Here is an 18,927-nt window from a genome sequence, read left to right as displayed (position 1 = left end):
CATCATGCAAAAAAATATATACACAATAATAACTCTTATCATATTCGCAATAACTTTAAGTTGTGGAGACAAGGCAAGCAAATCAAGCGAGAATGGCACATCTGAAGTGCAAACAGATGACCGAATTCAAATTACGCAAACACAATTCGAACAGAATAAAATGGAGATTGCTGGTATGACTGAAAGTGAATTTCCGGTACTAGTAACGACATCGGGCATGATAGATGTGCCACCAGAAAATAGGGCTGTGGTAAGTGCTACAATGGGCGGTTATATTCAGACCACACCTTTATTGATCGGAGATAATGTACGTAAAGGACAATTATTGGTGACAATTGAAAACCCGGAGTTTGTATCCCTACAACAACGGTATATGGAGGTAAACGGGCAGTTGGGTTACTTAAAGGCAGAATACGAACGTCAGCAAACCATGGTAGCTGAAAACATAACATCTCAAAAAAGCTTTTTAAAAGCAGAGAGTGACTATAAAACAGGAGTGGCAAAGTACAATGGACTCAAAAAACAATTGGGAATGTTGAATATATCCGCAGAACAAGTAGAAAAAGGAAATATAAGTTCAGTGGCAACTATTTACGCACCTATTGCCGGCAGTATAACGAGTGTAAATGTTTCCAAAGGTACGTATGTTTCTCCCGCTACCTCAATCATGGAGATGATTAATAATGACCATATTCATATAGAATTATCGGTTTTTGAAAAAGATATTTTGAAAGTTAAAAAAGGTCAAGTAGTAGAATTTAAAATACCAGAATCCTCAGAAAATATATTTACAGCTGAAGTCCATTTGGTTGGTACCTCAATAGGAGAAAATAGAACCATAAAGGTGCATGCACATATAGAGAATGAGGACGAAGCAAATTTTCTAACCGGTATGTTCGTAGAAGCGAATATTATTACAGAAACATCAAAACAATTGTCATTACCGACAGATGCTATTGCAGTGGTTGAAAACGAGTCGTTTGTACTACTTTTAGATGAGAAGATTGGAGATACGTATTATTTTAAGCAAGTACCCGTCAACACCTTAGGTAGTTATAAAAACAGGACATCGTTCTCGAAATCGTCATCTTTTAAGCAAGATGCACAATTTTTAACTAAAGGTGCGTTTAGCCTGTTAGGAGAGTAGTCCATTAAAATTAAGATTACATTATAAGATTTTGGTATGCTAATTGACTTATGATGAGTCTGTTCAATAATTAAGAAATGAAAAAATACATAATATTACTTTTATTTGCGGTGGTCACAATAAGTACCACAACCGCACAAGAATGGAATACAGATTTTGAAATAGCAAAGAAACTTGCTAAAGCTAATGATAAACCTATTGTACTAGTTTTTCAAGGTTCAGATTGGTGTGCTCCTTGTATTAAATTAGATCGGGAAGTTTGGTCTACAGATGAGTTTAAAGCATATGCAAAAGACCATTATGTAATGTTACAGGCAGATTTTCCTCGTAGAAAGAATAATGCCTTGCCGGAAGAGCAACTAAACAAGAACAAGGCATTGGCTGAAAATTATAACAGACAAGGGATTTTTCCGTTTGTAGTGGTAATGAATGCAAATGGAGATGTTTATGGAGAAACCAGTTATAAGAAATTGACTCCCAAAAAATATATCCAAGAATTGAACTCGTTTATAAAACAGAAGTGAAGAAACTACTTCTCATAATATTGATTTGTTCTGTTGGTCAGCTGTGTGCCCAAGAGCCTCATAAACGAACCACCAAGTTAATGGGTAGTCGTTTTGACATTACCGTTGTGGCTAAAGATCCTATTGAAGGAGATGAGTATATAGATTTGGCTATCAGCGAAATAACAAGAATAGAAAGGTTAATTTCTTCATGGGATCCAAATTCTCAGACATCGGAAATTAATAGGAATGCAGGAATTAGACCTGTAAAGGTTGATGCAGAATTATTCAATTTAATACAAAGAGGAATTGGTATTTCTAAACTAACAGATGGCGCTTTTGATATCAGTTATGCCTCTATGGATAAAATTTGGAAGTTTGATGGCAGCATGACGGTTATGCCTACAGCAGATTCTATAATAGCATCTGTTTCTAAGGTGGGTTATCAGAATATCATATTAGATAAAGAGAACCATACCGTTTTTCTGAAGTTGGAAGGAATGAAAATTGGTTTCGGTGCCATCGGTAAAGGCTATGCAGCGGATAAAACAAAAGAGCTACTGATTTCTAAGGGTGTTGTGGCAGGTATTATTAATGCTTCGGGAGATATGAATACCTGGGGTAAACAACCCGATGGGAAAGATTGGAAAGTTGCCATTACGAATCCTATGTACAAGAACAAGGTGTTCGCTCTGTTACCTATCACCAATGGGGCAGTGGTAACATCGGGTAATTATGAGAAATATGTGACTTTTAATGATGTAAGATATACCCATATTATTGACCCACGTTCTGGCTATCCGGCTACGGGAATTATAAGTGTTACTGTTTTTGCCCCTAAAGCAGAATTGGCAGACGCCTTGGCAACCTCAGTATTCGTAATGGGCATAGAGATAGGTTTAAATAGAATAGAACAACTTCCTCAAGTAGAATGTATAATCATAGACGATAAAGGAAATATTACTACATCAAAGAATATTGAAATAGAAAAATCATGATAAAGAAGGTTTTGATTATTGCAGTTGTTGCCTGTTCATTTGGCAGTTGCACCGTTTTAAAGGAATACGAAAAAATAAATATAAACGATCCAGATATGGTTTTGCAAGATAAAAAGGCAGATCGCAATTTAACCACCATGCATTCCTACAGAGAAGCAGCGGTAGGTGCAAATGGAGGAAAAACTGGTGGAGGCTGCGGCTGTAATTAATATAGAATTCAATTATTTATAAAATGAAAATATTCAAAATAATAGTTTCTATTGCAGCATTATTCGCGTTTACGATGAGTTATGCCCAACAAGCTCAAGATTCTGTAAAGACCTATAAAAAGCGTGTTTTAGAAACTACAGAGGTAGATTTCTTAACCAGTTATTATTCGCAAGATGGTGATAATGCCGCGGTAAGTGGTGGTTTAGGGACAGAAGAACTTACCGATTTTACGGGTACATTTGTTGTTGCGATTCCTTTAACCGATGACGATGTTCTTACTATAGATGCGGGTGTTTCGGCTTATACCTCAGCTTCTTCTAGTAATGTAGATCCTTTTGACGGAGGTCAGCCAGCAGATCCGTTTGTGGCTAGTTCTGGAGCTTCTAGTTCAGATACATGGGCAAATATATCTGGTTCTTATAGTAATAGTTCTGATGATAGAAATACGATTGTTTCTGGTAAGGTGTCCGTATCAAGCGAGTATGATTATTTTTCATTAGGATTCGGTGGGGGATTGACAAAACTTTTCAATGAGAAGAATACGGAAGTCAGTATAAATGCGAATGTTTATTTAGATAAATGGAATGCTTTATATCCATCAGAATTACGACCTTTCGCTAGTGGTGCCAATGGTTTAAATAATGGTTTTTTCTCAAATAAAACAATTACAGGTAATACTAATTACAGTCCAAGTTTTGATAAGTTTTCTGATGAAACAAGAAATTCATATTCTTTAGGCTTCGGATTTTCTCAAATTCTGAGTAAGAATCTACAAGGTTCATTAGCGCTAGATTTGGTTCAACAACAAGGATTACTGTCTACTCCTTTTCAGCGTGTATATTTCAGCGATATAGCAGATTCTTTTATAGAAAACTTTCAATTGGCAGATGCCATAGAACAGTTACCAAATAGCCGATTTAAAGTAGCTGCTGGTGGTCGATTAAACTGGTATATCAATGAAACGTTTGTTGTTAGAAGTTTTTATAGATATTACTATGATGATTGGGGTATTAATTCGCATACAGCTAGCGTAGAAGTACCAATTAAACTTACAGATAAGTTTACGGTTTATCCATCTTATAGATACTACCAGCAGACTGCTGCAGATTATTTCTTTGGTTATGAAGAAGCGTTATCAACCGAAACCTTTTATACGTCAGATTATGATTTGTCGAAATACTCGGCAAACCAATTTGGGATGGGAGTTTCGTACACAGATATTTTTACAAAGATGCATGTCTGGAAACTCGGACTTAAAAGTATAGATTTAAAGTTCTATAAATATGACAGAGACACCACTTTTAGTTCTAGCATCATCACCGCGGGCGTTAAGTTTGTAATGGACTAAAACTCACGATTCATTATTAACAAAAATCATTTGATGTTCGGAATTATTGAGTTTACTAGAAAGGTAGAAAAGATGTTGGTTTGGTTTCCGTTGTTGATGCGCAGTTAACCAAAGTTTTATAATTATAATCAGCAATACTCACTTAAGATAATTTTTTGCTTAATAGCACTAAATCAACACAATAAATAGACCGTAATCACATTATTATTTAGTGCAGATTCAACAAATGATAAATGCGGTTTAAATTAACTTTATTTTTTCTCCTCATAATTAGCTTTACATCAAAAGCGCAATTGAGCGATTTGGCCAGTGTAGATTTTACATACATTCCTAATAAAAGGTCTGATGTGGAATATACCAGATCACGGGCACTATTTAACTTTCCCATTCAGTTAAAGGGAAAAGGAAAATACTTATTTCTAGGTTTTGATTATAGTAATATTCATTTGCGTTTTAAAGATGAAGAATTACCATTTGACCGAGATAATTTAAATGATTTTCAGGTATTAGATTTAACCATTGGTTATACCAAGCCATTAAAAAACGGATGGAGGTTGGGCGTACGTTTTCAACCTGGTATTAGTACTAATAATACAGCCAAAAGTTTAACTGCAGATGATATAGTATTTTCAGGGGATATTGTTTTTGTGAAGAAATTTGATAATGATTTTGATAAACCGTCAAGACTAATTGTAGGTCTATCATATTCTCAAAATAGGGGATATGTATTTCCACTGCCATTTATCAGTTATTATAAAAAATTTAGACCCGATTGGTCATTTAATATAGGCATCCCAAAAACAAACTTGCAATACCATATTTCTGATAAACATCGTTTAAAGTTATTCGCCCAGCTAGACGGTTTTACTTCAAATGTGCAGAATGGGGCTTTAGTGAATGATACAGACGTAGCTGAACTGATAAATATGTCATTGATAAATGGTGGATTACAATATGAATACCATTTTACAGATCACTTACAATTAGATCTGAGAGCTGCATATAATTTTAGTTTGAGCAATAAGCTCAAAGATGGCAATAACAACACGATTTTTACCATAGATAATGATTCAAGAAGCTATTTAAGAGCGAAATTGAAATTTAAAATATAGTATTCCCTAAAGAAATAAAAAACGCCGAAATCTTAAATTTTGGCGTTTTAGTTTAAAAATAGCATAAGGGCATTAGCCTATTACTGATTTCTCTGTAATAAACGGTTGATTATAATGTCTTTGTCCTGTTGCCTTATAAAGTGCATTTGCCAATGCACCAATTATTGGTGGTAAAGAAGGTTCCCCTAATCCGGTAGGGTCTATACCGTTGTCTACGAAGAAACTTTCAATTTCTTTAGGTGCTTCTTTATGTCTGATTAAGCGATAGGTGTCAAAATTTTTATGTTGAGGTTGTCCATTTTTGAAAGTCAATTCACTAAAAGTTGCATGACCTATACCATCTATGATGCCACCTTCAATTTGATTTTTCGCTGCCAATGGGTTAATAACGATTCCACAATCTACTGCACACCAAACTTTATCTACTTTAGGCGATTTACTATCGTTAGAAAGGTCTAACACTTGTGCAACATACGAATTATGGCAATAATATGCGGATACCCCTCTGGCCGTGCCGTTATTGACCGTACTGTCCCAACCAGATTTATCTCTTACTAATTTTAGAACACCTGCATAGCGTACAGGGTCGTAGTCATTTTTCTCTGGTTCCCCAACAGGATTTTTTATTGCTCTATCAAATAATTCTAATCTAAATTCAATAGGGTCTTTACCAGCAGCTTCTGCAACTTCATCTAAAAATGCTTGCTCGGCACCCGCAATAAAGTTAGAACGTGGGGCACGCCATGCGCCTGTAGATACATTGGTTTCTAAACTAAATTTTTCGGCCAAGTAATTACCTACGGCACCAGCAGGAAATCTATTCTCAAAAAGTAGATCATCATTTGAACCTGCACCTTTTACGTGCCATGCAATTAAATTACCTTCTTTGTCCAAACCAGCTTTATATTTTACTTTATAGGTAGGGCGGTAGGTGCCTTGGGTCATATCATCTTCACGTGTGTATACTAATTTTATAGGTGCTTGCACGTGTTGCGATATTACGGCAGCTTCCACTCCAAAAGTTCCATAAAGTCGACGACCAAATCCGCCACCCATACGACTCATTTTTATATCTATTTTTTCCACTGGCATACCTAATCTTGATGCCAACGTTTTTTCTAAAAATTCTGGCGTCTGTATAGGTCCGTTTAATAATGCTCTTTCAGCAGTTACATTTGCGTAAAAGTTCATGGGTTCCATAGTGTTGTGTGCTAAAAATGGAGCGCTATACGTACGTTCTATAATCTGCGCTGCTTTTTTAAATGCGCTTGCTACATTACCGTCTTTACGTGCAGGTTCCTTGGAAGAAGTGTTCAATAATTTTGTCAACGCCTCGTTGTGTCCTTCGGTACTTTCTAAAGCAGAAGTTTCTTCCCACTCTACATGTAATGCTTTTTTAGCTTGCATACATTGCCAAGTACTCTCACCAACAATGGCAACTAATTTATCTATAGCACCGCCATCGGACCATTGTTTTTCCGTATCGTCTTTATAAACATCGATAGGGAAAACATCTTTAATACCTGGCATTGATTTCACGGCATCGGCATTCATAGATTTGTAGGTCATACCAAAAGCTGGTGGATTAACGATCATGGCAATCATCATTCCTTCCTCTTGAATATCGATTCCGAATAAAGGTTTTCCGGTAACAATACTTGGTCCGTCAACATTACGTCTATCCGTACCTATAATATTAAAATCACTTGTTTCTTTCAGCGTTACTTCTTCTGGTATTGGCATTGTTGCCGCTTTCGAAGCCATATCTCCGAATGTAGCTGTATTATTTGATGCAGCGTGACTAATAACTCCGTTGTCCACTTTAATTTCTGAAGCATCAACCTGCCAAGCATCCGCAGCTGCAGCGACTAACATATGTTTTGCTGTTGCACCGGCCATTCTTAATCCAGACCAGCTGGCGCGAATAGATTGACTACCACCAGCTAATTGTCTCTGAAAAATATCGGTATTTAATGGTGCTTGTTCTACAATTACATTTTTCCAATCTACACCAAGTTCGTCTGCAACGATCATAGGCATAGAAGTTTTTACATTCTGGCCAATTTCTGGGTTAGGCGACATAATAGTTACCATACCATTATCTCCAATTTTCAGAAAGGCATTTATATCGAACCATTCTTTTGGTATGTTGCTAACTTGCTCAGGGGTAGGTTTGCATGAGGCCAACCAACTAAATCCTAAAATCATACCGCCACCGGCAAGCGAACTGCTTTTTAAGAAAGAACGTCTGTTATATGTTGTTTTAATGAGTGTCATCTGTTTGTTTTTTTGAAGGTTAAAATCCCAACGATGTGGGGTAAAAATTACGCGTTAGAAATACTTGAAGCATTTTTAATAGCTTTCTTTATTCGCGTATACGTACCACAACGACAGATATTACCGTTCATAGCATCCTCAATTTCCGAGTCAGTGGGATTAGGATTTCGTTTTAAAAATGCACTGGCATTCATAATCTGTCCTGCCTGGCAATAGCCACATTGGTATACGTCTTCTTCAATCCAAGCCTTTTGAACAGGATGATCTCCATTTTCAGAAAGTCCCTCAATAGTTGTGATTGATTGTTCGCCAACAGCAGAAACCGGTAGCTGACAAGAGCGTACGGCATTATCACCTAAATGAACAGTACATGCACCACATTGTGCAATACCACAACCAAATTTTGTACCTACTAATTTTAAATGATCTCTTAGTACCCAAAGCATTGGTGTAGACGGATCTACTTCTACTTCTTGGGTTTGTCCATTAACTTTTAAACTGAAATTTGCCATGCTTTTCTTCTATTTGATTGAGTGCCTTTAAATTAAGAATTTTTTTGAAGTAAATAGGAGGAATTATACATAAATTATCATAAAAATTAAATGCTACTAACGAGCTTGTTATACTTGACGGAATTATGTAAAAGATGGTGCTTACACAGATACATTGAAAAATTGTAAAATCTTGAAATCTATTTGCAAAACATAGAATACCTTTTGATATTAATTTATTTGTTATTTTTCAATTTTTCAGCAATACTGTTATAATATTCTTGACTAAGCACCTCGGTCCAAGTAATCGGATTGTCTCTGCCATACATTGCTAAATACGTTACCACTCTTTCTTCCTTACCAATTTTATATGGTTCTGAAAAGCAATCTTTGTAGGTAAACCAATCGTCCAGTCCTTTGACCGAGGGTTGATACCCTAATCTGGAAATTTCTTTGTGTTTTAATTTTTTGATGTATACTGTTCATCAGTCACAGGCTCAAGCCAGGTAACAAATCCATTTTCTGTTTTTGGTAGAATATACATTTGTGTAAGACTTTTATTTTCCGTTGCGCCATGCCAGTGCCTAGTATTTGCCGGAACTTTGATGACATCACCCTTTTTCATCAATTGCCTTGGCTGTCCTTCCAATTGATGATATCCTTCACCATCGAGTACAATTAGAATTTGCCCGCTTGGATGTAAATGCCAATTTGATCTTGCACTTTTTTCGAAATAAACATTGCCCACAAGTGTGTTGTAGATAGAATCATTTGCGACCAAACCATAATTGTAAGCATTGCCTGTGAAATTTTTAGCAAGCCCAAGTTCTCCTTTTGGGAAAATTGCTTCTTCAGACGGGTTCGATGCCATATTTTCTTGTTTTTTTTCTTTCTTGGTGTTGCAAGCCTGTCCTAATAATAGTATCAGAGCAACTGCGAATGTCATTGTTGTTCTCATTATTGTTCTCATTTTATCTGTTTTAATTTTCTTGATGATTTTTGCAGGAGTTCCTCCTACGACAACATTATCGGGAACGTCATTGGAAACGACCGAACCTGCGGCAACTACCGAATTTTCTCCTATGGTTACGCCATGCAAAATGGTGGCATTGGCACCGATCCATGCATTCTTCTTAATGTGGATGGGTTTTGGAACCAGTGAATGTCTTTTATCGGGAGAAATAGGATGCCCTTCGGACAGCAAGCTCACTTTAGGTGCTATCAGTACGCCATCTTCAATGGTAATTCCTCCCAAATCAAGAAAGACACAATCGAAGTTGATGAATACGTTTTTACCAATTTTTATATGCTTACCGTAATTGATATACAAGGGGGTAAAAACGGCGACGCTTTCGTCAATTTCACTCCCTGTAATTTGGCTCAGCAAATCCCTGATTTCTTTAGGGTCGGTTGCGTTGTTCATCTGCACCAGCAATTTTTTTGTGCTGTATGAGGCCTCAAGCATTCTATTGGCTTGAGCGTCCTTGGGCGGAATGGTTTCTCCTGCTTTTAACCGATTAAAAATGTCCCTTTCTTCCGAACTGGAATTATTTTGTCTTTTTTGGTTTTCCGCTTTATCCATTTTTACAAATTACACATTTAACAATGGCCATCATATTTTTTGTTTAAACATTCTCCTGTTGATGCCTCCAAAGCTGTACACTAGTGAAATATTCCATGTAAAATCATCTTCTGGAACTATTTCCGTATCAATTGCCTTGTTTAAAATAGCCGAAATAGAAAGTGGAAAATCCTTCTTGGCCAAAGTGATAAATCCAACTGCATAATACCCTTTGTCATCGTCTGTCTTTAAATAATACACCTGTGGGGAAATGTTGAAATAGAATTGTTCAGAAATAAATAGATTGGTAAAGGAAGAATTCAACACCAAAAAATTGGTTGTTTTTACCCCTTCGTCAAAACCTTGTCCACGTAAGTAGTACATTCCGATACTCACTTTTTCGGATATTTTGTAAGTGGGTACAATCTCTGCCGCCAAATACCTTCTCGATTCCAATAGTTCTTCGCTCTGGCCATCACGAAATACACTAACGGTCCTAAAATTCAATGCGGGATGTGCCCCGACTCGAAGTGAGAACTTTTCTTTTTGAATGGCTTTGTAGCGGAACCAAAAAAGAAAAGACCATGGTTTGCCCTCGAGCGCAAAGCGCATATCAGGTTCAAAACTGACCCTACCCTTGGTAAACTTCAGATCAAATAATAATGCTGGGTCACCCAATGAGAACGAAGGCACTAGCGATATGCCATTCTGGGTAATACTGGCCGTACCTTTGAAATCATCCAGAAATTTACGATTTTCTTCCTGTGCATTCCCTTTTGGGAATACCATCAATAAAACTAAGAATACTAGAAGTTGGGCTATCTTTCTCATCAAACTATAATTATATACTCACCAAAAATACCCTTAGAAAATAAGAATTTGAGTACCCAAATTACGGATGTTCATACCTTTATTACAGTTTTTAATATGAGAGCTTGAATCCTTGGTTGTCAATAGCTTATCTTTATTTTAAATCCAATGAAAATATGAAGAATATTCTTGTAATCAATACTGTTGCTGATTATTTTAAATGGCGAAGTTCCAGACCATCTCACCCTTTGGTTGGTATTTTGGATTACGAAAATTCAGATGCGTTCCCAGACTATTCGTATGATGGATTGTATTTTAATTGTTATGCCGTTTTTCTGAAAGATGCCAAAAACTGCAAGTTGAAATATGGGGGCGGGGAATACGATTTTGACGAGGGTTCCATGGTTTTTTTAGGTCCGGGACAACAGGTCGGTTTAGAATATGAACCAGATTATGTTCCAAAAGGCTATGCCTTGATTTTTCACCCAGACTTGTTACTGGGAAGCGAATTGGGTAGAAAAATGAATTCGTATAATTTTTTCTCTTATTCCGTTAAAGAGGCCCTTCACTTGTCCGCCCGGGAACGTGAATTGATATTGAGTGTGTTGGACAAGATTCAATATGAACTAGAGCAAAACCTTGATAAGCACAGTAAAAAACTCATTGTAAGTAATATTGAACTGATGTTGGATTATTGTATTCGTTTTTATGACCGACAATTTTTGACTAGGGAAATTCAACACCAAGGTGCTTTGGAAAAATTCGATTCGCTGTTAGGTACTTATTTTTCATCGGAAAAACCTAAAACCAACGGATTACCATCAGTTAGCTATTTTGCAGAAAATCTACATTTGAGTGCGAACTACTTTGGTGATTTGGTCAAAAAAGAAACAGGCTACTCTGCCCAAGAATACATTCAGAACAAATTGATTGATGTTGCCAAGGAAAAGGTTTTCGACCCCAATAAATCGGTCAGTGAAATTGCCTACGAACTAGGGTTTAAATATCCACAACATTTTAGCCGTTTGTTTAAACAAAAAGTGGGGTATTCACCTAATGAGTTTAGGCAGTTGAACTAAAAGTTTAATTAATTGCGAATAAATCTTTATCCTTAAAGTAGATCAAGCCATATTTATTATCCTATTTATCAATGAATTAAATAGTATAAACCTTAATTTAAAATTTAAAAGAGTTATTTAATTAATGAATAGTGATATTCAAAGATTGTCTATCAAAGTATTTTTATCGAAGTGAATCATCCTTGTTTTCTGCTTGGATATTAATCGATTGAATATGATAACTCAAAATATAGCACATACAATTTCTGAATCTATAGTAGATACCGTTGGTAACACACCTTTGGTAAAGCTGAACAAAATTAACAGACATGCTAATTTCAATTTGTACGGTAAACTAGAAGCTGCAAATCCTGCCGGAAGTATCAAGGACAGAACTTCACTTTTTATTTTGCAAAAAGCACTTGCAGATGGTAGAATAAAAAATGGAGATACGGTAATAGAATCTAGCTCAGGAAATATGGCCGTAGGTTTGGCTCAGGCATGTTTATACTTTGATCTTAATTTAATTGTCGTAGTAGATCCAAAATTAAATTCGCATACGGAAAAGATTCTTAGAACTTATGGAGTACGTATAGAAAAAGTAACCAAACCAAAGCAGGACGGAGGTTACTTAGGGGCTCGTTTAGAAAAAGTACAACATTTGTTAGCTACAATTCCCAATAGTTTTTGGTCTAATCAATATGGTAATCAAAATAATCCATTAACGCATCATCAAACAATGACAGAAATAATGGACGCATTACATGGTAAATTAGATTACTTATTTGTGGCTACAAGTACTTGTGGTACCCTAATGGGTTGTGCAGATTTTATTGTTAAGAATAATCTGGACACTAAAATTATAGCTGTCGATGCTGTGGGTAGTGTGCTTTTTGGTGGTCCGCCATTAAAACGATTAATTCCCGGTCATGGTGCTGGGGTCCCATCACAGTTTTTAGATACGAACCGTATATATGACCAAGTGTATGTAGATGATGTTGATTGCGCCCGTGGTTGTTGGAGTTTATTGGAAAAAGAGGCAATCCTTTGTGGAGGTTCTTCTGGCGGAATGATAAGTGCCGTAGAGAAGTATAGTAAGAACATTAAAGCAGATAGCAATTGTGCGTTATTTTTATGTGACCGTGGAGAACGCTATTTGGACACCATTTATAATACAGAATGGTTGTTAAAAGAATTACCGGAAAGTAGAAACGCTTTTACTCCGTTAGGAGGATGGCAAGTAGCATAATCTATGAATGACAATAACACATATAAAGTGGGCATTATAGGTTTTGGACCAAAGGGTTTTTACGGTTTTGAAAGGTTGATTGCTTACCTGAATGAAGCTGAATTTTCAAGAGCGATACAGATTCATATTTTCAATAACACAAAATTTTTAGCTTCGGGTGATGTGTATAGAACAGATCAGCCCGAATATTTGATAATGAACTACACCAACCGAAATATCAACAGTTGGGTTTTAAAAAAGCCATACGCTCCCGCTACTTCAACTCCAGATTTTGTAACGTGGTTGACAGGGAATAAAATAGCAGATGCCGCTCCTGGCATGTATGCTCCTAGAGCTACAGTTGGCAAGTATTTGGAAGCGTGTTACCAATTTGTTCTGGAACAATTGCCTAAGAATATTGAGGTGGTCGTGCATATTGGTACGGTTACCAATGTGTATAAAAAAGAGGAGGCATATGAATTAAAGTATGTCGATGCAAAATTTAGACAAGAAGCTGATATTCAGTGTAATAAGATGCTTTTCACAACTGGTCATCATTCCTTTAAAGCTCAAAGCCGCAAAAATATAATGCTAGATAATAAGATTGAATTTGTATATCCAATGGATGAGAAATTAAGTCATATTACCAAAGATTCTTTAGTGGCTATTAAAGGCTTTGGGCTAACTGCTATCGATGCAATTTTGTCATTGACAGAGGGTAGGGAAGGTTCGTTTAAAAAGCATGATAAAGGGATATTAAAGTATATTCCATCTGGAAAAGAGCCTAATAAAATTTATCCGTTTTCACGAACAGGCTTGCCCATGGTACCAAGAAATGGATTACTTACGACCGATACCGAGTTACATTTTTTTACAAAAGAGGTCATAGCAGAATTAAAACAAAATAGACCAGTTAGTTTTAATTATACGCTGCTGCCATTGATTAAGAAAGAATTTTATTTTGCGTATTACAGTGTATTATTTAAGAATTATGGCCATCAATTTTATTTTGATGAAGATTTTACGGTAATAGAAAACCAGGTGCAATATTTTCATGAAGATTTCCCAGAATGTCCGGTTTTTAATTGGGACGATATAGTGAATCCGTTTAAAGATGAGCCTAAATTATCATCTATAGTCTTACAAGTGTATATAGAGTTACTAATAAATGAAGCTAGATTAGGAGAAGATAAAAGTCCGTTTATGGCAGCCGTTTCTACATGGCGTAAAATCAGTCCTATTTTTAATGAAATCTATAGTTTTGGTGGCTTAGATGCAGTTTCGCATAAAGAATTCGATACATTTTATTTCGGATTATTTAACCGCCTATCTTACGGACCTCCTGTAAAGAATATGCAGAAAATGTTAGCGCTCTGTAAAGCTGGCATATTAGATTTCAGCTATGTCAAATCTGCGTCTATTTCATTTAATGATGATAAAAGTAAAATTAGCTTGCACATAAAAAACGGACAAGCAACTGATATAAGCTATTTAGTAAACGCTACTATTTCAAGAGGGAAGGAAGGTGGATTCAAAAATGAGCTCTATCAGAATTTAGTAGAAAACGGACTAATTCGTGAATTTGAAAATAAACTAATAACGGGTTATAAGCCAGGTTGTATAGAGATAAATGAAGTAGGAAATGCAATAGACAAAAATGGTAATGTCAATACGGATATTTCATTTTATGGAACCCCGACCGAGGGAATAACCTGCGACAATGATACGCTATCAAGAACCCGAAACAATTTTGCATCGGTTTGGGCAAAATCAACCTGTAGAGCAATTAAAAAAAGAGATGGAAGAACTGAAAATTATGAAAGAGAAGAAAATGTATTATAAGGGAAAACCAAAATATGAATTGACCCCAAAGACTTCTGACTGGATGCATGAATTATTCAATAATCTAGCTGTTGTCAGAGGTTTGGTTGAACGCTATGGTTCCCCAATAAACATTCATCATTTGCCTTCTTTCAATCAAAACAGCGAAAGCTACAAACAGGTTTTTGAATCTTACGGATTAAAATATAGAATCTTTTATGCCAGAAAAGCCAATAAATCCAAAGGTTTGGTAAAACAAGCATTCGCCTCAGGTATAGGTGTAGATACTGCTAGTTTTAAAGAATTAGAACAGTGCTTGGCATTGGGTGGTAATAGCGAAAATTTGGTATTAACTGCTGCAATTAAAACAGAGCTACAAATAGAACTGGCAATTACATCTGGTGTACCTATAATATTGGATAATGAAGATGAATGCGTGCTTACGCAGTCAGTTGCCATAAGAATAGGGAAGAAGGCAATTGTAGGTTTTAGAATTAGCGGTTTTGAGGTCGAAGAAGAAAAGCTTTATAGTCGTTTTGGTTTTGACGTTGAAGATGTAATCGATTTTGTGTCCTCATATGTAGGTGAACATAAAACCTTTGATATGTTAGAAGTTATGGGCATACATTTTCATTTAGATAGTTATTCTACTCATCAGCGAAGTGTAAGTTTAATTGCAAGTATACACATTGTTTCAACTTTAAAAGAAAAAGGATATCCTGTCTCGTTTATAGATATAGGCGGAGGAATTTTGATGAACTATTTAGAAGAAGAAAAAGAATGGATTGTCTTTAATGACAATTTGAAGAAAGCAGTTGTAAAACAAGACAATGATATTACATTTAACGACAATGGCCTGGGTTTTAGACTAGAAGAAGGGAAGTTGAGAGGTAAGCTGAATACTTATCCGTACTATAATAAAATAAACAAAGGTTCATTTATAAGAGAAGTGCTAGATTTTATGGATAATGATTCCGGTTTAACTGTTGCTTCCTTACTAAGTAAAAATAAAATTGAATTAAGAATAGAGCCGGGTAGGTCATTGTTAGACCAAGTTGGGATGACGGTTGCAAAAGTAATCCATCGAAAAAAAGATGCCAAAGGACAATGGTTGGTCGGGTTAGAAATGAACATGAGCCAGATGATGAGCTCAAGTGCAGATTTTCTTTTAGACCCATTTATGCTTTATAACTCTGAAGTTGAAGAAAACGAAGAGGTAGATGTATTTTTTACTGGTGCTTATTGTTTGGAGAGAGATGTATTATTAAAACGAAAAATAACATTGCCAAGATTACCGGATATAGGGGAGTATGTAGCCTTTGTAAATACGGCAGGTTACATGATGCACTTCTTTGAAACTGAAGCACATCTTTTTGAATTATCGACAAATTTAATTTTTACAGGATCAAATGAAAAATTATCATTTTTTCAATTTATAGATGATAAAAAAATTACGCTTGAATAGTTGGGATTTATAATATGTTAATGCATCAATAACTAAGTTTTTTAAGACAAAGAAAACTCGAGGTTATGGGTAAATTGTTTGAAAACAATAAATCATGAAAACACAAGCATATTTAGCCTTTAACGGCAATTGTCAAGAAGCATTGAATTTCTACTCGAATCTTTTCAACGCAGACATTAAAAACAAACAAACGTACGAGGATAAAAAAATCGATGTTCCATCCTCTTTTCGGCAGAAATTACAACATGCTGAATTAAAGGGAAAAGGAGTGCATTTTATGGCGTACGATGCCGCACCCGATACGCCATTGAATAATGGTAATCAGATAAACATGAGCGTTGATACGAATAATTTGGATGAAGGAAAACAATTGTTCAAAGATTTATCAAGTGGTGGTCAAATACATCACGAATTTAGAGAACGAGAATGGGGACATTTTGGTAGATGTACCGACCGTTACGGAATAGGATGGATGGTAAATGTCAATAAGTAAATCATTGTATTAAGGTAACTAGAGATTTCAATTAAAATAAGTATACTATCGATGCGCTGCTCTTTAAGAGTTGAACCTCGATATTTAATTAAAATAACAATTATGGATATTATATATGAGTATGATGGCGTTACCGCTAGTAAAAGATTAGAAAGTTTTACAGAAGATAAATTAAATAAACTTCATAAGAAATTCGATGACATTATTAGAGCGGACGTATTTTTAAAACAAGAAAATACATCGTCTGATGAAACAGGTCTTATTTGTAACATTCGTTTAAGTTTACCAGGTCCAAGAATTTTCGCTGAAGCCAGTAATGAGAATTTCGAAGATTCTGTCTTAGAATCGATAAGCGAATTGGAAAGACAACTTAAGAAGAGAAAAGATAAGATGAAAGCTTACTAATGAGCATTAAAAAGCCCTTGCCAATAGCAAGGGCTTTCATAATTATAAGGATGATATTTTATCTATGATTTTCTAAAATCTCTGTAGTCTGCAAATCATTTTGTAAGTGTTCTTTCTGAGCTCTAATGATTTCTTTTAAACGGTGTGGCATCATAGTTTCTGCCAACGCTTTATCATAGTCATTAATGGCAGCTTTATCACCTCTAACGGCTTCCTCAAGCATTGCTTCATCATTATCTTCTGCGAAGAATGCTTTTACATCCATCCAAGTTCTGTGTAATGTTCCAGCAGCACTACCTTCGATTTCAACTCTTCCTAAATCTAGTTCTGGCACCGCTGCTCTAAGCTCTCTCAAGAATTGCATACGATCAACAACTTTTCTTTCAAAATAACTTTTTATTCCTGCTTGTTTGGAATTTTCAGATGCTTTTTCAAATCCTTTAATTGCATCTTCATTTTTACTTACCAAGTCTTTTAAATGGTCTTCGATTTTCTCTATATCAGTATTCATGTATTAAATTTTAGTAGACGGTTAGTCTATGATTAAACAAATTTTATACCTTCAATATACTGCCATTAAATGGCAATATTTAACTATAAAGAATAGAACTTTTGCTGTATTCAATAAACTTCCAAATACGGTACACACTAGCTTGGTAGAAGGTTATCGGTATATCATTTCTACGGATTGAGTTAAGCTCAAAAAGCACTATCTATTATTTTAGTCTCGAACAATATAAAATAGAAAGTTATGGGATTATCACCACTTATTGGAGTTGCAAAGATGTTAGTAAGAAGTAGAAAATTAAAAATAGCTGCTGTAGGAATCCAATTGATATATTTAGGATATACCTACATATCTGACAAGAAAAAGAACAAGTTAAAGTAGTTTTTAAATCTATTTAGTTGAAATTGTTACAGTAGAAATGATATCAAAAGAAATAAAAAGGACATTACGTTTTTATTAGATCTCGCTATTTAAGCTTTTTCCGCTGCTTTTATTTCTATTTTTTCCTATAATTTTCGGAGTTATAGTTTGCTTTAGACACGGGTTACGTTTTGAAGGATTTCAGCAAAAAAACATTGGCAAAATAATTACAAGAGAAATTAACTATTGTATTCAATATTGGGTACATTGTCAGGAAATAAAAAATTTCGGTTAAAAAAATGAGTACAACTAATGTTAAAGTAGACGAGTTTTTGGAGAAAACTCAAAAATGGCAAAAAGAGCTACAACTGCTTCGTAAATTAGTATTGGAGTGCGGTTTAACAGAAGAATATAAATGGAGACAACCTTGCTATAGTTTTCAAGGAAGTAATATAGTGTTACTAGGAAATTTCAAGGATTACTGTTCCTTGAGTTTTTTTAAAGGTGTTTTATTGAAAGATGATTACGACATTATGGTTTCACCAGGTAAGAATTCTCAATCTGTGAAACTTATAAAATTTTTATCCGACCGTGAAATTATCAATAATGAAAATATTTTAAAGACCTATATTTATGAAGCTATCGAGGTAGAAAAATTAGGTATAAAAGTTGTACTTGAAGAAAAAGAAAATCTTAAATTATGTAGTGAATTAATTGAGGCGCTAGCAGCTAATAAAACTTTAAAAGCGGCTTTTGAATCTTTGACTCCTGGCCGTCAACGTGGTTATAATCTCTATTTCTCTGCTCCAAAACAGCAAAAAACAAAAATTGATAGAATTGAAAAATATACTAAGAGAATAATAGACGGATATGGTTTTCATGATTGTGTATGTGGTCATTCTAAAAAAATGCCAACGTGTGATGGGTCTCACAAGTATATTTAAAGGTGTATAAAAGAATTTAATTATCTTATTAATAAGAGTCTCACTGAACCCTGAATCATATTTCTTCTTGAATTAAAAATTATTTTTATTAGCACTATAAATAGCTATTTATAGTGCTGTAATTCATTGTATTGCGTATTATTTTTAATTTAATGGTTTACGAATTTTTAAAAAACCTATGAATTTTT

At 35.1% G+C, this 18,927-nt stretch carries 20 protein-coding genes and 1 pseudogene; 15 read left to right on the top strand and 6 right to left on the bottom strand.

From position 1 onward, the window contains the following. Positions 1–4: 4 nt before the first annotated feature. From BTR34_RS02310 to BTR34_RS02285, 6 genes are all read left to right on the top strand, one after another. Positions 5–1,147 carry an efflux RND transporter periplasmic adaptor subunit gene (locus BTR34_RS02310; RefSeq protein ID WP_068486651.1) on the top strand — a complete coding sequence of 381 codons (1,143 nt, stop codon included), beginning with the start codon at positions 5–7 and terminating at the stop codon, positions 1,145–1,147. Between the two features lie 77 nt (positions 1,148–1,224). After that, positions 1,225–1,671, top strand: coding sequence for a thioredoxin family protein (locus BTR34_RS02305; RefSeq protein WP_068486653.1), 447 nt, complete (start codon positions 1,225–1,227; stop codon positions 1,669–1,671). Further along, positions 1,668–2,648, top strand: a complete 981-nt coding sequence (locus BTR34_RS02300; protein WP_068486655.1) for an FAD:protein FMN transferase — start codon at positions 1,668–1,670, stop codon at positions 2,646–2,648. The genes BTR34_RS02305 and BTR34_RS02300 overlap by 4 nt, the downstream gene beginning before the upstream one ends. After that, complete coding sequence (locus BTR34_RS02295; protein WP_068486657.1) at positions 2,645–2,857, top strand: DUF4266 domain-containing protein; 213 nt, start codon at positions 2,645–2,647, stop codon at positions 2,855–2,857. Before BTR34_RS02300 ends, BTR34_RS02295 begins: the two co-directional genes overlap by 4 nt. A gap of 23 nt (positions 2,858–2,880) precedes the next feature. Beyond that, on the top strand, positions 2,881–4,206 hold the full coding sequence (locus tag BTR34_RS02290) for a DUF3570 domain-containing protein (protein WP_068486659.1): 1,326 nt from the start codon (positions 2,881–2,883) through the stop codon (positions 4,204–4,206). A gap of 233 nt (positions 4,207–4,439) precedes the next feature. Next, positions 4,440–5,318 carry a DUF6268 family outer membrane beta-barrel protein gene (locus BTR34_RS02285; protein ID WP_068486661.1) on the top strand — a complete coding sequence of 293 codons (879 nt, stop codon included), beginning with the start codon at positions 4,440–4,442 and terminating at the stop codon, positions 5,316–5,318. Between the two features lie 72 nt (positions 5,319–5,390). Here the strand turns inward: BTR34_RS02285 and BTR34_RS02280 are convergent, their stop codons facing one another. The 5 genes and pseudogenes from BTR34_RS02280 to BTR34_RS02260 all read right to left on the bottom strand — a co-directional run bounded on the left by BTR34_RS02280 (position 5,391) and on the right by BTR34_RS02260 (position 10,478). Next, positions 5,391–7,595, bottom strand: coding sequence for a xanthine dehydrogenase family protein molybdopterin-binding subunit (locus BTR34_RS02280; protein WP_068486663.1), 2,205 nt, complete (start codon positions 7,593–7,595; stop codon positions 5,391–5,393). Between the two features lie 47 nt (positions 7,596–7,642). After that, positions 7,643–8,107, bottom strand: coding sequence for a (2Fe-2S)-binding protein (locus BTR34_RS02275; RefSeq protein WP_068486665.1), 465 nt, complete (start codon positions 8,105–8,107; stop codon positions 7,643–7,645). Between the two features lie 439 nt (positions 8,108–8,546). Beyond that, positions 8,547–9,032 (bottom strand): cupin domain-containing protein, encoded by a 486-nt coding sequence (locus tag BTR34_RS18485; protein ID WP_197496204.1) that lies wholly within the window; start codon positions 9,030–9,032, stop codon positions 8,547–8,549. Between the two features lie 36 nt (positions 9,033–9,068). Continuing rightward, positions 9,069–9,668: pseudogene (locus BTR34_RS02265) on the bottom strand (sugar O-acetyltransferase); the annotation flags it as partial. Positions 9,669–9,698: 30 nt separating this feature from the next. Next, positions 9,699–10,478: a hypothetical protein gene (locus BTR34_RS02260; protein ID WP_068486667.1), complete on the bottom strand. Its 780-nt coding sequence runs from the start codon at positions 10,476–10,478 to the stop codon at positions 9,699–9,701. 155 nt (positions 10,479–10,633) lie between these two features. Here BTR34_RS02260 and BTR34_RS02255 point away from each other — a divergent pair, with 155 nt between their 5' ends. The 6 genes from BTR34_RS02255 (at position 10,634) to hpf (ending at position 16,927) form a co-directional block, all read left to right on the top strand. After that, positions 10,634–11,536 carry a helix-turn-helix domain-containing protein gene (locus BTR34_RS02255; RefSeq protein ID WP_068486669.1) on the top strand — a complete coding sequence of 301 codons (903 nt, stop codon included), beginning with the start codon at positions 10,634–10,636 and terminating at the stop codon, positions 11,534–11,536. Between the two features lie 214 nt (positions 11,537–11,750). Further along, entirely contained in the window at positions 11,751–12,764 is a 1,014-nt protein-coding gene (gene sbnA / locus BTR34_RS02250; RefSeq protein WP_068486671.1) for a 2,3-diaminopropionate biosynthesis protein SbnA, read from the top strand. A 3-nt stretch (positions 12,765–12,767) separates the two neighbouring features. Then, positions 12,768–14,585, top strand: a complete 1,818-nt coding sequence (locus tag BTR34_RS02245; RefSeq protein ID WP_068486672.1) for an FAD/NAD(P)-binding protein — start codon at positions 12,768–12,770, stop codon at positions 14,583–14,585. Then, positions 14,560–16,029, top strand: a complete 1,470-nt coding sequence (locus BTR34_RS02240; protein WP_082960229.1) for a type III PLP-dependent enzyme domain-containing protein — start codon at positions 14,560–14,562, stop codon at positions 16,027–16,029. Before BTR34_RS02245 ends, BTR34_RS02240 begins: the two co-directional genes overlap by 26 nt. 94 nt (positions 16,030–16,123) lie before the next feature. Beyond that, complete coding sequence (locus BTR34_RS02235; RefSeq protein WP_068486674.1) at positions 16,124–16,522, top strand: VOC family protein; 399 nt, start codon at positions 16,124–16,126, stop codon at positions 16,520–16,522. A gap of 102 nt (positions 16,523–16,624) precedes the next feature. Continuing rightward, positions 16,625–16,927, top strand: coding sequence for a ribosome hibernation-promoting factor, HPF/YfiA family (hpf, locus tag BTR34_RS02230; protein WP_068486676.1), 303 nt, complete (start codon positions 16,625–16,627; stop codon positions 16,925–16,927). Positions 16,928–16,985: 58 nt separating this feature from the next. On the opposite strand, the gene BTR34_RS02225 is transcribed toward hpf, so the two are convergent. Beyond that, complete coding sequence (locus BTR34_RS02225) at positions 16,986–17,438, bottom strand: ferritin-like domain-containing protein (protein WP_068486678.1); 453 nt, start codon at positions 17,436–17,438, stop codon at positions 16,986–16,988. Between the two features lie 28 nt (positions 17,439–17,466). Here BTR34_RS02225 and BTR34_RS18675 point away from each other — a divergent pair, with 28 nt between their 5' ends. The 3 genes from BTR34_RS18675 (at position 17,467) to BTR34_RS02220 (ending at position 18,739) form a co-directional block, all read left to right on the top strand. Then, positions 17,467–17,619: a hypothetical protein gene (locus BTR34_RS18675; protein ID WP_157493036.1), complete on the top strand. Its 153-nt coding sequence runs from the start codon at positions 17,467–17,469 to the stop codon at positions 17,617–17,619. Positions 17,620–17,678: 59 nt separating this feature from the next. After that, on the top strand, positions 17,679–17,816 hold the full coding sequence (locus BTR34_RS18670; RefSeq protein WP_157483950.1) for a hypothetical protein: 138 nt from the start codon (positions 17,679–17,681) through the stop codon (positions 17,814–17,816). A gap of 278 nt (positions 17,817–18,094) precedes the next feature. Next, positions 18,095–18,739 carry a DUF1801 domain-containing protein gene (locus tag BTR34_RS02220; RefSeq protein WP_068486680.1) on the top strand — a complete coding sequence of 215 codons (645 nt, stop codon included), beginning with the start codon at positions 18,095–18,097 and terminating at the stop codon, positions 18,737–18,739. Positions 18,740–18,927: the final 188 nt, after the last annotated feature.

The sequence above is a fragment of the Maribacter hydrothermalis genome (genome assembly GCF_001913155.1).
GTDB lineage: Bacteria > Bacteroidota > Bacteroidia > Flavobacteriales > Flavobacteriaceae > Maribacter > Maribacter hydrothermalis.
This window is presented reverse-complemented; position numbering and strand designations above follow the sequence as displayed.

Bases quoted from the DNA above. Each gene is read 5' to 3' on its own strand.
- BTR34_RS02310 (WP_068486651.1), top strand. From the start codon at position 5: ATGCAAAAAAATATATACACAATAATAACTCTTATCATATTCGCAATA.
- BTR34_RS02305 (WP_068486653.1), top strand. From the start codon at position 1,225: ATGAAAAAATACATAATATTACTTTTATTTGCGGTGGTCACAATAAGT.
- BTR34_RS02295 (WP_068486657.1), top strand. From the start codon at position 2,645: ATGATAAAGAAGGTTTTGATTATTGCAGTTGTTGCCTGTTCATTTGGC.
- BTR34_RS02290 (WP_068486659.1), top strand. From the start codon at position 2,881: ATGAAAATATTCAAAATAATAGTTTCTATTGCAGCATTATTCGCGTTT.
- BTR34_RS02285 (WP_068486661.1), top strand. From the start codon at position 4,440: ATGCGGTTTAAATTAACTTTATTTTTTCTCCTCATAATTAGCTTTACA.
- BTR34_RS02280 (WP_068486663.1), bottom strand. From the start codon at position 7,595: ATGACACTCATTAAAACAACATATAACAGACGTTCTTTCTTAAAAAGC.
- BTR34_RS02275 (WP_068486665.1), bottom strand. From the start codon at position 8,107: ATGGCAAATTTCAGTTTAAAAGTTAATGGACAAACCCAAGAAGTAGAA.
- BTR34_RS18485 (WP_197496204.1), bottom strand. From the start codon at position 9,032: ATGACATTCGCAGTTGCTCTGATACTATTATTAGGACAGGCTTGCAAC.
- BTR34_RS02260 (WP_068486667.1), bottom strand. From the start codon at position 10,478: ATGAGAAAGATAGCCCAACTTCTAGTATTCTTAGTTTTATTGATGGTA.
- BTR34_RS02255 (WP_068486669.1), top strand. From the start codon at position 10,634: ATGAAGAATATTCTTGTAATCAATACTGTTGCTGATTATTTTAAATGG.
- sbnA (WP_068486671.1), top strand. From the start codon at position 11,751: ATGATAACTCAAAATATAGCACATACAATTTCTGAATCTATAGTAGAT.
- BTR34_RS02245 (WP_068486672.1), top strand. From the start codon at position 12,768: ATGAATGACAATAACACATATAAAGTGGGCATTATAGGTTTTGGACCA.
- BTR34_RS02240 (WP_082960229.1), top strand. From the start codon at position 14,560: ATGAAAGAGAAGAAAATGTATTATAAGGGAAAACCAAAATATGAATTG.
- BTR34_RS02235 (WP_068486674.1), top strand. From the start codon at position 16,124: ATGAAAACACAAGCATATTTAGCCTTTAACGGCAATTGTCAAGAAGCA.
- hpf (WP_068486676.1), top strand. From the start codon at position 16,625: ATGGATATTATATATGAGTATGATGGCGTTACCGCTAGTAAAAGATTA.
- BTR34_RS02225 (WP_068486678.1), bottom strand. From the start codon at position 17,438: ATGAATACTGATATAGAGAAAATCGAAGACCATTTAAAAGACTTGGTA.
- BTR34_RS18675 (WP_157493036.1), top strand. From the start codon at position 17,467: ATGATTAAACAAATTTTATACCTTCAATATACTGCCATTAAATGGCAA.
- BTR34_RS18670 (WP_157483950.1), top strand. From the start codon at position 17,679: ATGGGATTATCACCACTTATTGGAGTTGCAAAGATGTTAGTAAGAAGT.
- BTR34_RS02220 (WP_068486680.1), top strand. From the start codon at position 18,095: ATGAGTACAACTAATGTTAAAGTAGACGAGTTTTTGGAGAAAACTCAA.